The organism is Nocardia sp. NPDC051052, from assembly GCF_044456045.1.
Lineage (GTDB): Bacteria > Actinomycetota > Actinomycetes > Mycobacteriales > Mycobacteriaceae > Nocardia.
In genome coordinates this window covers 244,004-258,121 of the sequence record NZ_JBITFL010000003.1, presented here as the reverse complement: position 1 = coordinate 258,121, position 14,118 = coordinate 244,004, and the positions used below count along the sequence as shown (strand labels likewise).

The window sequence follows — 14,118 nt, the reverse complement described above, 5'->3', positions numbered from 1 at the left end:
CGACTGCTCGACGATGCGGTGCGGGCGAGGGGTTACGGACGCTCCGGCCGTCGCCGGCCGCATCGACGCGCAGCGCCGACAGGTGGCTCACGGTGCGGATTCTTGGCGGGTGGGCAGGTCGAGCGGAGTGACGCGGACGGTGGGGGCGATGCGGGTGCGCAGGCAGCGATCGATCTCGCCCGCGACGGGGATTACCACGGCCGCGGCGGAGGTGGCGACGGCGTCGGCGAGGATGGCGGGCCAGTCGGGGACCGGATCCTCGGTGAGCGCGGCGATGACCGCAGCGGTGGCGGAATCGCCTGCGCCGGTGGGGTTTCCGGCCAGCGGCTCGGGGAGGGTGGCGACCCAGGCGCCCTCGGCGGTGACGGCGACCATGCCGTCGGCACCGCGGGTGGCGATGACGGCGCGGACGCCGCTCTCGATGAGGGGGTAGGCCGCGGTGACGACCTCCGCGGCGGTGGCGGGTTTGATGCCGGTGAGATGGTGCAGCTCATCACCGTTGGGCATCAGGATGATGCCGGGGATCTGCGCGGCAAGACGCAGCGCCTCGCCGTCGACGTCGCAGATGGTCGGCACGTCGGCGGCGATGGCGGTGCGGGCGATCTCGGCGGGCAGGGTGGCCGCGATGCCGCCGGGCAGCGATCCGGAGATGACCAGGCCGTCGATGTCGGGCAGCATCCCCGCGACGCGGACCGCGAGTTGTTCGGCGGCGTGCGGATTGGAGACGCGGGCGCCGGGCTCCCACAGGGCGGTCGCGGTGCCGTCCTCGGATTCGCTGATCACCACGGTGCGCCGGACCCAGGGCAGGGCGTGCACGAAGTCGACCGGCATCTCCAGCTCGGCGGCGGCCGCGAAGGCATGGTCGGCGAAGCCCGTCGCCCTGGCGTACTTGCCGAGCTGGTTCAACACCCGGGTGACGTTGATGCCCTTGCCGCCGATGCGCTGTTCGACCGAGCGGACCCGATGCGCCTGGCCTCGTTCGAAGTGCTCGACGCGGTAGGTCATGTCGTAGGCGGGATTCATCGTCACGGTGAGGATCACGACAACCACTGTCCTCGCCTGAGCACCCGGCGCAACTGGAGGCCCTCGCCGACGATCAGTAGGTCGGCTAAGTAGCCCGTCCGCAGGTCACCGACCTCGGCGAGGCCAACCGCCGCCGCCGGGGTAAATGTCGCCGCGGTCACCGCGTCGGCCAGCGCCACACCCGACTCGCGCATCGCCCGGGCCACGCAATCGAGCAGCGTGCTGACGCCGCCCGCGATCGAGCCGTTCGCGATCCTGGCGACCCCTTGCCGCACGGTCACGGACTGCGGACCGAGTTGGTACTCGCCGTCGGACAATCCGGCCGCCTGCATGGCATCGGTGATCAGCGCGACCCGGCCGGGCGCGGTCGCGAACACCAGCGCGGCGAAGCCGGGGTCGACATGCACGCCGTCCCCGATCAGTTCGACCGTCGCGTGCCCGCCCGCCGCGGCGACCAGTCCCGCGCCGACCGGACCGGGGTCGCGGTGGTGCAGCGGCGGCATGCCGTTCGCCAGATGGGTGACCAGTGAACCGAACCCGTTCGGCCGCAAAGCCTTCGAGAACGAGGCGTAGTCAGCGTTGCTGTGCCCTAGCGACACCAGCACACCGTGCTCGGTAAGCCGTTGCGCGACAGCGTCATAGCCTGGTCGCTCCGGAGCCAGCGTCATCACCCGCAGGTGCCCGCCCCCGGCAGCGAGCAGCTGATCGGTCAGCTCGAGATCGGGATCCCGCAAGAACCGCGGATCCTGTGCCCCACAACGCGCTTCCGACAGAAACGGCCCCTCGGCATGAATACCGCCGAGCAGGCCTTCCGAAGCCAGCTCCCGCAACGTGGCGGTCTGCGCGACCATGTCCGCCGCGTCAGCCGTGACAATGCTCGCCACTACCGTCGTAGATCCGCTCGCATGGTGAAACTCGGCCGCCGCCCGCGCTTCCGCCGCATCGACAGTGTCGAACCGATGCCCGAACCCGCCGTGATTGTGAATGTCCACCAGCCCAGGAATCAGCGTCCCCGCAAAGACAGGCTCCGGCGAATCAGGATGCGCCGCAACCCACTCCGCGAAAGGCCGCACGCCACCGATCCGATCGCCCACGACTGTGACAACACCATCGTCCAACTGCGTGGTCGCCGAAACGATCCGCCCGCGAATGACCAATTCGGTCACCATGCGAGCACCTCCCCGCGGCCCCGCTCGGCGGCAATCACGGTGGCGCCGGTCAGACCGGCGCATGCGCGGAATCCGCTGAGCACCGGGTAAGCGGCAAGTCGATCGGCAACGGCTTGGCTGAGCGGCTCAGCCGATGCGCCGCCTCCGTTCGCAAGCCTGTCGCCGAGGTCGATCCTTCGGCTCGGTGCGCCATGCGTGCCGCCGACATGCGATGTCCATGTCACCGATCGACGTCGCGAAACTGGTTCGCCAGCAACTGATTTCACGGAAAACGGTACACAATGTGGTGACAGCCCCACGTCGATCATCCGAGCGCTCCCTGCCTGGCGAACAGCGCGGCCCCGGTCAAACCCGCGCGGGCACCGAACTCGCCCAGCACCACGTGCGGAGCCGGAACCAGCCGGAGTCGGTCGGCAATGGCTTGATGGAGTGGCTCGGTCAATGCCGCGCCCGCGCCGGCCAGCCCGCCGCCGAGGATGATCAGTTCGGGGCAGGCGGCGTGCACGATGCCGATGAGGCCGTCGGCGAGCGCGTCGACGGCGTCGGCGAGCACCGCCTTGGCATCGGTGTCGGTATCTACCAAGGCGAATACTTCTGCGGCGCCGCTGATTTCACGACCGGTGCGGCGAGTGTAGGCGCGCGCGATCGACGCACCGGAGGCGACGGTTTCGACGCAACCGGTGTTGCCGCACGGGCAGGGCAAACCGTCGGCGCGGACCGGGATATGGCCGTATTCGCCGACTTGGCCGTAGCTGCTGCGCAGCAGCCGCCCGCCGACCGACAGCGTGCCGGAGATGCCGGTACCGAGGATGACCACGCAGACGTTGTCGTAGCCACGCCCGGCGCCGAAGCGCCATTCGGCCCAACCCGCCACGGCGACATCGTGTTCGATCAATACGGGCATACCCCAGCGATCGATGAACCGGTTGCCGACCTCGAAGTCTCGCCAGCCGACATTGCTGCTGAACACGGCGATCGAGCGGACGGTGTCCACGATGCCGGGCAGCACCACGGCGGCCCGGCCGACGCGGCCGCGTTGTGCTTCGGTCAGCTCGGCGAGCAACTGATCGCCGAGCGCCCCCATCACCTCGAACGCCGCCTCGCCCTGCGGCGTCAGCACGGTGCCGACGGCGAGCACGGTGCCTGCGGCATCGGTGATCTCGCCCTTGATGGTGGTGCCGCCGACATCGAGCCCGAGCACCAGCGCGTCCTCGGCCAACGCGTCCGGCTGCGGCGATACCGCAGCCGAACGCGCCGGTGTGCCGCCACGGTGAGTCGCCGCGGTCGACCCGGCAGTCCCGGCCGCGGGCCGGGCGGCACTGGTCGGGGGCACTTCGTTATCGGCCGTCGGGTCCTGCACCACTCCCATGCTTCGCACAGTAGTTCCCGGTGCGTCGCGCGGCGTGCTGCCTGGTAAAGCGGGGTCGAGTTTCACCGGGCCGGTCCGATCACTGGTCGAGGACGACCGAGCGATTGAGCCCACGCGGGTGGTCGGGGTCGAGGCCGAGGTCGGCCGCGCGCAGCACGCAGAGCTGGTGGACGCGGAGCAGATCGGCCATCGGGTCGATGTCGCGGTGCTCGAAATGCGCACCGGTGCTTGCGATGTCCCTGGCGAAGTTGGGGACCAGCGGGCCGAAGGCCCAGACCGCGCGGCCGGGCGCCGAGATGGCGACCGGGCCGTGCCGGTATTCGGTGGCCAGGTAGGACTCGGTCCAGGACTGGCAGGACTCGCGCAGCTTCAGCCCGGATTCCTCGGCGATGGCGGCGGCGAAGCCCATGCCGACGAAGCTGATCTCCTCGGCGTGGCGGACGTCGGCGAGCGAGACCGCCGGATCCTCGGCGAGCACCTTGCGCGCCTGCTCGATCACCGGGGCGAGATCTTCGCCGAGGTGCCAGCGCAGGATCGCCAGGGTGGTGGTGGCGAAGCGGGTCTGCACCACCGACTCCTCGTCGACCTCGTCGATCAGGATCGGGTCGCCGAGCTCGAGCACCGGGGTGCCGGGACTGGAACAGATGACGGTGCGTGGAATGTGTGCTGGGATGTCCCGCATGGCATTGACCACCTCGGTGGTCGTGCCTGACCGGCAGATCACCAGGTAACGGTCGTACTCGCGGCCGGAGCGGACCTCGCTGGCCGGCCATGCGTCGGTCAGACCGTGGCCCGCGCCCTCGCGCAATGCCGCGATCGCTTTGGACATGAACAGGGAAGTGCCGCAACCGATCACGGCGACTCGCTCGCCCTTGTGGGGGAGGATGTCGCGATGCTCGGCAGCGATCGTTTCGGCGCGCGCCCAGTCGTCGGGCTGGGTGGCTACTTCGTTGGCCAGATGGGTGACAGGCGTGGGTTCGGCGGAGATCGGCACCACAACAGAATCCGCCCGGTGATCGTTCATGTCAAATTTAAGAGCGAATCGGTCACATATGATCAAACTTGGGTCTATGTTGATAGTCGGTCGATCAGTTCGATCCCATCATCGGCTGTCCAGTGGCGCCCGGTGTGCAAATTTGAAAGGTTCTACTCGTGAAAAGACCACTCCACGGCGTGCTTGCGGGGGTCGCGATGTTCACCGGCCTCGCGCTGGCGATCTCGTCCTGTGGGTTCGGCTCGAAAGATAACGCCGATTCCGACAACACGATCAACTTTTTAGCCCCGGCCTACAGCGACGGGGCCAACGGTACGAAGGCGCTGTGGGACGGGATCATCGCGGACTTCCAGAAGCAGAACCCCGACATCAAGGTGAACCTGCAGATCGAGTCCTGGAACTCGATCAACGACGTGGTGCGCACCAAGCTGCAGTCGAAGTCGACCACCCCGGACATCCTCAACATCGATGCCTACGCCAGCTTCGCCAGTGACGGCCAGCTCTACCCGGCCTCGGAAGTTGTCTCGCCGCAGGTGCTTTCGGACATCCAGCCCGGCTTCGCGAAGAACGCGTCGCTGAACGGCACCCAGTACGCGCTGCCGCTGTTCGCCTCCACCCGCACCCTGTTCTACAACACCGATCTGTTCGCCAAGGCGGGCGTCACCTCGCCGCCGAAGACGTGGGCCGAGCTCACCGACACGGCCAAGAAGATCCAGGCGCTCGGCGGCGGTGTCTCCGGCTACGGTCTGCCGCTCGGCAGCGAGGAAGCGCAGGGCGAAACCTCCATCTGGACCTTCGGCGCGGGCGGCCAGTGGGCCGAGGGTGACAAGCTCACCATCGACACCCCGGCGAACCTGGACGGCGTTCGCGCGATGCGGGAGATCGCCGATGCCGGTGTCACCCAGCCGAATCCGGGCGCGACCGACCGCAAGGACGTCATCAACGCCTTCATCCAGGGCAAGATCGGCATGATCGAGGGCCTGCCCCCGAACATCAGCCAGATCGCCGCGAAGAACCCCGGCCTGAAGTACTCCACCGCGCCGACGCCGACCAAGTCCGGCACCCCGGTGACGCTCGGCGTGGCCGATCACCTGATGGCGTTCAAGAAGGACGGCAAGAAGACGGAATCGATCAAGAAGTTCCTCGACTTCTTCTACGGCGCCGACGTCTACTCGAAGTTCGTCTCGACCGAGGGCTTCATCCCGATCACCAACACCGCGGCCGCCAAGCTGGCCTCGGACCCGGTGACCAAGGCGTTCGGCTCGACCCTCGCGGTGGCCCAGTTCTACCCGAGCAACAACGCGAAATGGGCTGCGGCGCAAGGCGCCATCCGCCAGCAGATCGGCACCATCGCTCAGGGCACCGACCCGGCCCAGGTGTTGCAGCGCGTTCAGGAAGCCGCGAAATAGCGTGCGACGGAAAGGAACTCTGGCGGCGATACCGTGGATCGGACCTTCGCTGGTCTTGATCGCGGCTATCGTCGCCTTTCCCGCCTGCTACATGGTGTGGACCAGTACCAGGGATCTGAGCGCCTACGGTCAAGACCGGGGCGCGGCCGGCCTGGCCAATTTCCGCACCCTGTTCGGGATTTCGGAGCTGGGCTCGGTGCTGGCACACACGGTGATCTGGGTTGTCGCCGTTGTGCTGATCACCCTGGTGCTTTCGGCCGGGCTCGCCCAGTTCCTCAACAAGGACTTCCCCGGCCGTACCGCGGTGCGGATGGCGGTCCTGGTGCCGTGGGCGGCCTCGGTGGTGATGACGACGACGATCTTCTACTACATGCTCGATCCCGACGTCGGCATCGCCAACCGGTTCCTGGTCGACATCGGCCTGCTCGACCGGGGTTACGGCTTCACCAAGCAGCCGACGCCCGCGTTCCTCGTCGCGATCGGTGTCGCGGTATTCGTCTCGATCCCGTTCACCACGTACACGATTCTGGCCGGGCTGCAATCCATTCCGGCCGAGATCAGTGAGGCCGGCCGGGTCGACGGTGCGAGTGCCTGGCAGCGCTACCGCTTTCTCACGCTGCCGCAGCTGCGTCCGGCCATCGCGGTGGCGACGATCATCAACATCATCAACTCGTTCAACTCGTTGCCGATTCTGCAGGTGATCACCGGCAGTATCGCGGGATTCCAGGCCGACACCACCACCACGTTGATGTTCAAGCTGATTCGGCAGAACCAGCAGATCGACACGGCCGCGGCGATGAGCGTGCTGAACTTCGTGCTGATCATCGTCATCATCGCGATCTACGTGAAGGTGATCCGGCCGACACAGGAGGTCGACGGGTGACCGCGGCGGATGTGGCGCACCTCGAGCAGGTAACGGGCGCGACGGGAGTGGCCGATTCGGCCGAGCGTCCCGGCCCGCGAGCGAAACGGCGTCGCTGGGAACTGACCGCGGTCGGCGTGGTGCTCGCCGCGTTGTTCCTGCTGCCGTTCATCGTGATGGTGCTCGGCTCGCTGAAGAACCGTGCCGAAATCCTGCGCATTCCACCGACATACATTCCGGAGACGTGGCATCCGGACAACTACGCCACCATGTGGGACACCCCGGAGACACCGCTGCCGTTCAATCTGGCCAGCACGGTGATCATTTCGGTGTGCGCCACGGTGCTGGTGCTGCTCGTCGCGATTCCGGCCGCGTATTACACGGCGCGGCACAAGTTTCCGGGTCGCGCGGTGTTCCTCGGTTTGGTGCTCATCACCCAGATGCTGCAGCCGACCGTGCTGGTGACCGGTCTGATCCGGGAGTTCTTCGCGGTCGGCATCAACGACACCTGGCTGGCGATGATCCTGGTGAACGCGGCGTTCAATCTGTCGTTCGCGGTGTGGATCCTGCACAGCTTCTTCGCCTCCATTCCGGTGGAGATCGAGGAGGCCGCGATGCTCGATGGGCTGAGCCGCTGGCAGATCCTGGTCCGGGTGAGCCTGCCACTGGTGTGGCCGGGCATCGTCACCGCCACGATCTTCGTCATCGTCTCCTGCTGGAACGAGTTCGCCGCCAGCCTGGTGGTGCTGACCACCCCCGAGAACCAGCCGCTGTCGGTGGCGCTGACGAAGTTCATCGGCCAGTACGACACGTCGTGGCAATACGTGTTCGCTATCTCCACGGTCGGTATCATCCCGGTCGTGATCCTGTTCGCACTGATCGAAAAGCGCCTGGTCGCGGGCCTTACCGCGGGCAGCGTCAAGTAAATCGTCCCGGCGGGTGGTGTGCCACACCACCCGCCGTTGGCGCGTTGTGAATCGAACCACTGTCTGAGTCTGGACTTCTTGTCGGTTATCTGAAAATATCTCTTACCATTGTCGGTAACGAGCGGTAACGGGAAGGTTCTTCGATGAGCGTGCGCAATGGTGGGCGCGTCGTCGTCCTCGGCGTCATCGCGCTGATGGCGGCGTGGACGGCAGTTGGTTCGGGGCAGGCGGCGCCGGGGGAGCAGGAAAGTGTCCGGATCGAACCGGCCCCCGCGCTCACCCTGCCCCCGGAACTCGATGACTTCTACAAGCCCGCGGCGGGGGCGGTCGCCGTGGCACAGCCCGGCGAGATCCTGCGCGCGCGGGCGATCTATCCGGCGTTCATGGGCATCCTGCAGCTGAATGTCGATGCGTGGCAGCTGCTTTACCGCACCACCAACAGTCATGGCGAGCCGATCTCGACCGTCACCACCATCCTGAAACCGCGCGGCCCAGCGCCCGCGGGCGGGTCGAAGCTGCTGTCGTATCAGATCGCCGAGGACAGCGTCGCGCAGTACTGCGCCCCGTCGTATGTGGCCCAATCCGGCGCCATCCCGGTCGATTACGTGAACGCCGCGGAGACGCTCATCCCGATCGCCGCGGGTATCGGGCAGGGCTGGACGGTCGCGATGCCCGACTATCAGGGCCCGAATTCGGCGTACGGTGCGTCGCGGATGAACGCGCAGGCGACCCTCGACGGTATTCGTGCCGCCGAGAACTTCGCGCCCGCTCAGTTGAGTGGGCCGGGAACTCCGGCGGCGCTGTGGGGCTACTCGGGTGGCACGATCCCGTCGGCCTTCGTTCCGGAGATCAAGGAAAGCTATGCGCCCGAACTGAATATCGTCGGCATCGCCGCAGGCGGTGTCGCGGCGGGCGACTATGCCGGGGTGGTACGGCACAACAATGGCGGCGTCTACGCGGGGCTCATCTCGGCCGCGATCGTCGGTATTTCCACCGAATACCCGGAAACGCAGCGGGTGATGCGCGAAAGGGTCGATCTGCTCGGGCAATTCGTTATGGCGTCCAAGAAGGTGCTGTGCCATCCGCAGGGCGCCACCCTGTTCCCCGGATTCAACTACTTCGGCACCTTTCAGGGCGGCGATCCGCTGGCGCTGCCGGAGATTCGGGACGCGATCGCGGATAACTCACTAGGACAGCAGAAGCCGACCGTGCCGATCTACTTCTATCACGCGCAGAACGACGAGCTCATTCCGATCGCGGGCACCGACGCGACGGTGCAGAAATACTGCGCCGAGGGTGCGCCGAGCGTGACCTACGTCCGGGAATTCGCCGCCGAACATATCTCCGGTATCCTCTCGCACCTGCCCGGCGCGTTCTATTGGCTGAAAGACCGGCTCAACGGCGTCGCCGCACCGCAGGGCTGCTCGATTACCAGCCCGGTGAGCACCATTGGCGAACCCCAGTTCGGGCAGGGTCTCTCGGAGATACTGCCGCCCATGGCGCAGGCCCTGGTCGGATACGCCATCGGCCAGCAGAAGTGAGCCGGCGACCCCGGCGCGGACCGATGTCCGTGCCGGGGTCGCGGCGGGTCAACGGGTAGCATCGAACGGTGGCACGGCGGGACGAAGAATCGAAGGACGGTCGCAGCTACGGCGGGCTGTCACGGGAACAACGGGTGGCGCAGCGGCAGACCCGATTGATCGATGCCGCCCTCGAATTATTCGGAACCCAGGGTTACGGGGCCACTTCCATCGAGCGCCTCTGCGCGGTCGCCAATGTTTCCACGCGCAGTTTCTACGAAGATATGGGCAGCCGTGAGGCTTTGCTGATCGCGTTGGCCAACCGGACCACCTCGCGCGCGGTCGAGCGGGCCTTGCAGATATTGGCGAAAAACGAGAACGACCCGCTCTCGACCAGGGTGGTCGAGGGCTTCCGCGCCTATCTCTCGGTGACCTGTGCGGATCATCGTTCGGCCAGGGTCTGTTATGTCGAAGTGGTCGGCGTGAGCCAAGCGGTCGAGGAGTGGCGCCGAGACCAGCGACGCCTGCTTTCCGCGTTGCTGGTCAGCGAGGCCGAGCGCGGTGTCGAGCGCGGCGAGGTCAAGCCGAGGCGTTTCGATCTTTTCGCGCTCGCGGTGATCGGTGCGGTGAACTCGCTCGCCCAGGAATTGGTGCACAGCACGCTGCCCGATTCGGTCCTCAGCGTGGACGAAATATGCGAGGAGATCGCTTTCTTCGTGAACTCCGGGCTCGCTCTCACCTGATCTGAAACCGGCTGAATCGCCTGCGGGTTCGGGTCGGCTCGCCATCTGAAAAGATGTCTTGCCGAATTAGTGGAAACCTCCTACAGTCGAGTCGGCTCCCTTATTCGAGGGAGTCGACGATTCTCTGGACGGAGTGTTCATGTCCTCCATCGGAAGTGCCGTTCGCGCGCTGGTGGTCAATCTGCATTCGGTGGGCGTGCTGCAACGCGCGGGCGTGCTCAACCTGCTCGCACCGGCCGACCTGGTGCGGGCCTCCCGTGCGGTCCGGCAGTTCGGCGGCATCGCCGGGCCGGTGCGAATGTCGGCGCGGCGGGAGCCGGAGCGGGTGGCGCTGATCGATGAGCTCGGCCCGCTCACCTACCGCGAGCTCGAGGCTCGCGGTAACGCGCTGGCCCGCGGCTTCATCGGGCTTGGTCTCGGGCCGGGCGACACGGTCGCCGCGCTCATTCGGGACCGGCGCGAGCTGGTGGACACCATGCTCGCCGCCGCGAAGATCGGCGCACGGCTAGTGCTGCTCAACACCGGATTCGCCGGTCCGCAGCTGGCCGATGTCGCGGCGCGCGAAGGCGTGCACGCCGTGGTGTACGACCAGGAATTCGCCGAATTGCTGCGGGTGCTGCCGCTGGAGGTGCGGCGGGTACTCGCCGTGCACGACGGCAGCGGGGTCGACGGCATGGCCACCATCGCCGCGCTGATCGCGGACAACGACACCGCCGAACTGGCCTCGCCGCCGCGGCAGGGCGGATTCGTGCTGCTGACCGGCGGCACCACCGGGACGCCGAAGGGGGTGCCGCGCGAGGTCAAGTCACCGCTCGCGGCGGCCGCGCTGCTGGAGCGGATACCGCTGCGCCGCAACCAGACTCTGGTGCTGGCCGCGCCGCTGTTCCACGGCACCGCGCTGAACCAGTTCATCCTGGCGCTGTCGCTGGCCTCGACGGTGGTGCTGCGCAGGCGATTCGACGCCGAGGCGACACTGGCCGACGTCGCCGATCATCAGGCGCAGGTGCTCGTCCTGGTGCCGACCATGCTGCGCCGGATACTCGACCTCGGCCCCGAGACCTTGGCGAAATACCACACCGACAGCCTGCGAATCGTATTCAGTGCGGGCTCTGCTCTGCCTGCCGCGCTGGGTGATTCGGCCACCGAGGTATTCGGTGACGTGCTCTACAACTTCTACGGCTCGACCGAGGTTGGAGTGGCCGCCATCGCCACGCCTGCGGACTGGCGCGCGGTGTCCGGGACGGTCGGCAGACCGCCGACGGTCTGTACGGTCCGGCTCTACGACGAACACGGCAAGGTGGTCACCGAACCGGGTGCGCGCGGCACCATCTACGTGCGCAGCATGCTGTCCTTCACCGGGTACTCCGGCGGCGGTAACAAGGACGTCATCGATGGTCTGCTGTCCACCGGCGATGTGGGGCACTGGGATTCGGGCGGGCGGCTGTTCATCGACGGACGCGACGACGACATGATCGTCTCCGGTGGTGAGAACGTTTTTCCCGGCGAGGTGGAGGAGCTGCTGTACGCCCATCCGGCCATTGCCGAGGCGGCGATCGTCGCGGTACCCGACGACGAATTCGGCCAGCGGCTGGCGGCTTTCGTGGTGCGGCACCCCGATGGGGAGCTGGACGCCGATGCGGTCCGCGCCTATGTGAAGGCCAATCTTGCCCGGTTCAAGGTGCCCCGAGATGTCACCTTCGTCGACGAACTCCCGCGCACCAGCACCGGAAAACTCTTGCGGCGCGACCTCACCGCGAGCTGAGCTAAATCGTCTGGGACGGGGTGTAGACAACCCGCCGATTATCTGAAAATATAACTTACCAATATGACGGTCGAGGTGTCGCCGTCGCACCGAAAAGTAATCGTGAGCAGGCGTAATCGCGACTCGCGGGATCGATGGGTGATCAATGATGATGACCGATGGTTGGCCGAAGCGGCGTGCCACGCGCCGGACCGGATTCGCCGCGACCGCAGCCCGAATCGTGGTCGCGGTCGGCGTTCTCGCGGTTCCCTCGATGCTACCGATGGCTATCCCGCCAGCACTCGCGGAGCCGGCGCCGACCACCGAGTTTCCGAAGGCCGACGCACGCACCGGATTACCCGAGGGGTGGAATCCGGGGCCGGAAAGCTATGGCGTCGGCGAGCAGAAGAACGTCGAGCTGCCGATGGCGGACGGCGTGGTGTTGCGGGCGGACGTTCGGTATCCGACCGATGCCGCCGGCGCACCCGCGCAAGGCCCGTTCCCGATCATGTTGACCCAGACGGCATACGGCAAGGACAGCGCGGGCTTCATGCGGCTGCTGTCCTACGACGGGCTCGGCCCGCTCCTGCAGAACGCGCTGCCCAGCGTCATCGACGTGGCAAAACAGATCAGCGACGCGGCGGGCTATGGCGACTATTTCGTCAAGCGCGGCTACATCAGCGTCATCGTGGATGTTCGCGGCACCGGCTCGTCGGGTGGGCAGTGGAGCATCTTGCAACCGCAGGAGCGGGAGGACTCCAAGCGGGTAATCCATTGGGCCGCTGGACTACCCGGCTCGACCGGCGAGATCGGCCTGTGGGGTCTGTCGTATCTCGGGATGACCGAACTCTTCACCGCCGGTGTGCTGGAACCAGATTCGCCGGTCAAGGCGCTCTTTCCGCTGATGCCCGGCAACCACGCGTTCCAGGATCTGCTGGACCACGACGGGTTCTACAACACCGCCTTCCTGGCCTCCATGCTGCAATTCCCGATCACCCTGCTGCCGCAGCTCGATCCGATCCTCGGGTTGTACCGGGAGCCGGACAAGATGGCCAGCGTGTTCGTCGACCACCTGATATCGCATTTCCGGGCCGACGGCACCTGGCATTCGGTGTTCAACGCACTGCTCGACGGCGACAAGGCCTACAACAGCCCGTACTGGGAGTCGCGCGCGATCGACAATGTGGTGGAACAGATCGCGGCGAACGACATTCCGACCTATCTGGTCGGCGGCCAGTACGACCTGCTGCAGGACGGCACGCCGCGCACCTTCGCCGGATTGCAGAACGCCTACGCCGGCCGCTCGCACAACGGGCCGATGCCCGCGGCAGCGCCGTCCACCGGCCGCTTCCAAATGCTCACCGGCCCTTGGTTTCACGTGCAGCCCGGGGTGCAGCGTAACGCCGATATCGATATGCACGCCGTCCAGCTGGCCTGGTTCGACCGGTGGCTGAAGAACGACCGCAATGGCATCGACGAGACGAAGACGCCGCTGCACGCGATCGACGTGAACGGCAACGTGATCGAGAGCGCCACCTATCCGATGCGGGAAACCCCCACGCAGAACCTGTATCTGGCAGCCGATGGCCGACTGGCCTCGGATCGTCCGGTGGCGCAGTCGGGTTCGGACCGGGTGACCTTCAGTCCGGTCAATGGCGGCACCATCTGCAACTCCTCGTTCTCCCGCAACTTCGCAGGCGTCTATGAGCTGCTCACCACCATGGTTGGCGTCGATGATCCCTGTGGGCAGTTCCCCGCGCACCCGGATGTGCCTGGGCTGCTAAACAATCCGCAGTACACGACCGACGCCTTCACCGAGCCGACCGTGCTCGGCGGGCCGATCGGCGCCACCCTCTTCGCCGTCTCGAACACGCCCGCCTCGGCGTTCAGCGTGACGGTGCAAGACATCGCGCCGGACGGCACGGCCATCGCACTGACCGATGGACAGCTCGCCGGAAACTTCCGTGCGCTGGACGAGGACCGGACGTGGCGGACGCCGGATGGCAGCGTGCTCGGCGCGTTCCATCCGGGAACCAGGGAGTCGATGCTGCCGGTGATCCCGGGCCAGGTGACCGAGTACAACGTCAAGATCCGCCCGGCTTTTCACGTCTTCCAGTCCGGCCACCGATTGCAGGTGACGATCGGCTCCGGCGACGCGCCGACGCACGTCTTCAACCCGAAGGACTACCCGGCACTGCTGGGCGGCGTCTACGACATTCAGCGCACCGAGGGCGCGTCCTCGTTCCTCACGGTGCCGCTGGCCGGCGCGTCGGCGATGCACCGCTGAGACGGCGCCGCTTGGCATTGCCGCACCGGAATCTCTACGGTCGGCAGCGTGCCTGTGATCAGATTGTTCGCGTGC

At 66.6% G+C, this 14,118-nt stretch carries 12 protein-coding genes; 7 read left to right on the top strand and 5 right to left on the bottom strand.

The genetic code is table 11. The features are described 5' to 3' along the window. Nucleotides 1–87: 87 nt before the first annotated feature. The 5 genes from ACIBCN_RS11450 to ACIBCN_RS11430 all read right to left on the bottom strand — a co-directional run bounded on the left by ACIBCN_RS11450 (nt 88) and on the right by ACIBCN_RS11430 (nt 4,585). Complete coding sequence (locus ACIBCN_RS11450) at nt 88–1,041, bottom strand: hexose kinase (protein ID WP_396991426.1); 954 nt, start codon at nt 1,039–1,041, stop codon at nt 88–90. Continuing rightward, a complete protein-coding gene (locus ACIBCN_RS11445; protein ID WP_396991425.1) occupies nt 1,038–2,192 on the bottom strand; it encodes an N-acetylglucosamine-6-phosphate deacetylase in 1,155 nt (384 codons plus the stop codon). The genes ACIBCN_RS11450 and ACIBCN_RS11445 overlap by 4 nt, the downstream gene beginning before the upstream one ends. Beyond that, nucleotides 2,186–2,500, bottom strand: coding sequence for a hypothetical protein (locus ACIBCN_RS11440; protein WP_396991424.1), 315 nt, complete (start codon nt 2,498–2,500; stop codon nt 2,186–2,188). Before ACIBCN_RS11440 ends, ACIBCN_RS11445 begins: the two co-directional genes overlap by 7 nt. Continuing rightward, nucleotides 2,497–3,561 (bottom strand): ROK family protein, encoded by a 1,065-nt coding sequence (locus tag ACIBCN_RS11435; protein ID WP_396991423.1) that lies wholly within the window; start codon nt 3,559–3,561, stop codon nt 2,497–2,499. The genes ACIBCN_RS11440 and ACIBCN_RS11435 overlap by 4 nt, the downstream gene beginning before the upstream one ends. Nucleotides 3,562–3,640: 79 nt before the next feature. Beyond that, nucleotides 3,641–4,585: an SIS domain-containing protein gene (locus tag ACIBCN_RS11430; RefSeq protein ID WP_396991422.1), complete on the bottom strand. Its 945-nt coding sequence runs from the start codon at nt 4,583–4,585 to the stop codon at nt 3,641–3,643. A gap of 128 nt (nt 4,586–4,713) precedes the next feature. Here ACIBCN_RS11430 and ACIBCN_RS11425 point away from each other — a divergent pair, with 128 nt between their 5' ends. The 7 genes from ACIBCN_RS11425 (at nt 4,714) to ACIBCN_RS11395 (ending at nt 14,043) form a co-directional block, all read left to right on the top strand. After that, nucleotides 4,714–5,964, top strand: a complete 1,251-nt coding sequence (locus ACIBCN_RS11425; protein WP_396991421.1) for an extracellular solute-binding protein — start codon at nt 4,714–4,716, stop codon at nt 5,962–5,964. Nucleotides 5,965–6,019: 55 nt separating this feature from the next. After that, nucleotides 6,020–6,847 (top strand): carbohydrate ABC transporter permease, encoded by an 828-nt coding sequence (locus tag ACIBCN_RS11420; RefSeq protein WP_396991420.1) that lies wholly within the window; start codon nt 6,020–6,022, stop codon nt 6,845–6,847. Beyond that, complete coding sequence (locus tag ACIBCN_RS11415; protein ID WP_396991419.1) at nt 6,844–7,752, top strand: carbohydrate ABC transporter permease; 909 nt, start codon at nt 6,844–6,846, stop codon at nt 7,750–7,752. The genes ACIBCN_RS11420 and ACIBCN_RS11415 overlap by 4 nt, the downstream gene beginning before the upstream one ends. Before the next feature lie 143 nt (nt 7,753–7,895). Next, the gene (locus tag ACIBCN_RS11410; RefSeq protein ID WP_396991418.1) at nt 7,896–9,293 is read left to right on the top strand and encodes a lipase family protein; all 1,398 of its coding nucleotides are present in this window, start codon (nt 7,896–7,898) and stop codon (nt 9,291–9,293) included. A 68-nt stretch (nt 9,294–9,361) separates the two neighbouring features. After that, complete coding sequence (locus ACIBCN_RS11405) at nt 9,362–10,015, top strand: TetR/AcrR family transcriptional regulator (protein ID WP_396991417.1); 654 nt, start codon at nt 9,362–9,364, stop codon at nt 10,013–10,015. Nucleotides 10,016–10,154: 139 nt separating this feature from the next. Then, on the top strand, nt 10,155–11,777 hold the full coding sequence (locus ACIBCN_RS11400; RefSeq protein WP_396991416.1) for an AMP-binding protein: 1,623 nt from the start codon (nt 10,155–10,157) through the stop codon (nt 11,775–11,777). Nucleotides 11,778–11,922: 145 nt separating this feature from the next. Continuing rightward, nucleotides 11,923–14,043, top strand: a complete 2,121-nt coding sequence (locus ACIBCN_RS11395) for a CocE/NonD family hydrolase (protein ID WP_396991415.1) — start codon at nt 11,923–11,925, stop codon at nt 14,041–14,043. The last annotated feature ends 75 nt before the right edge of the window (nt 14,044–14,118 follow it).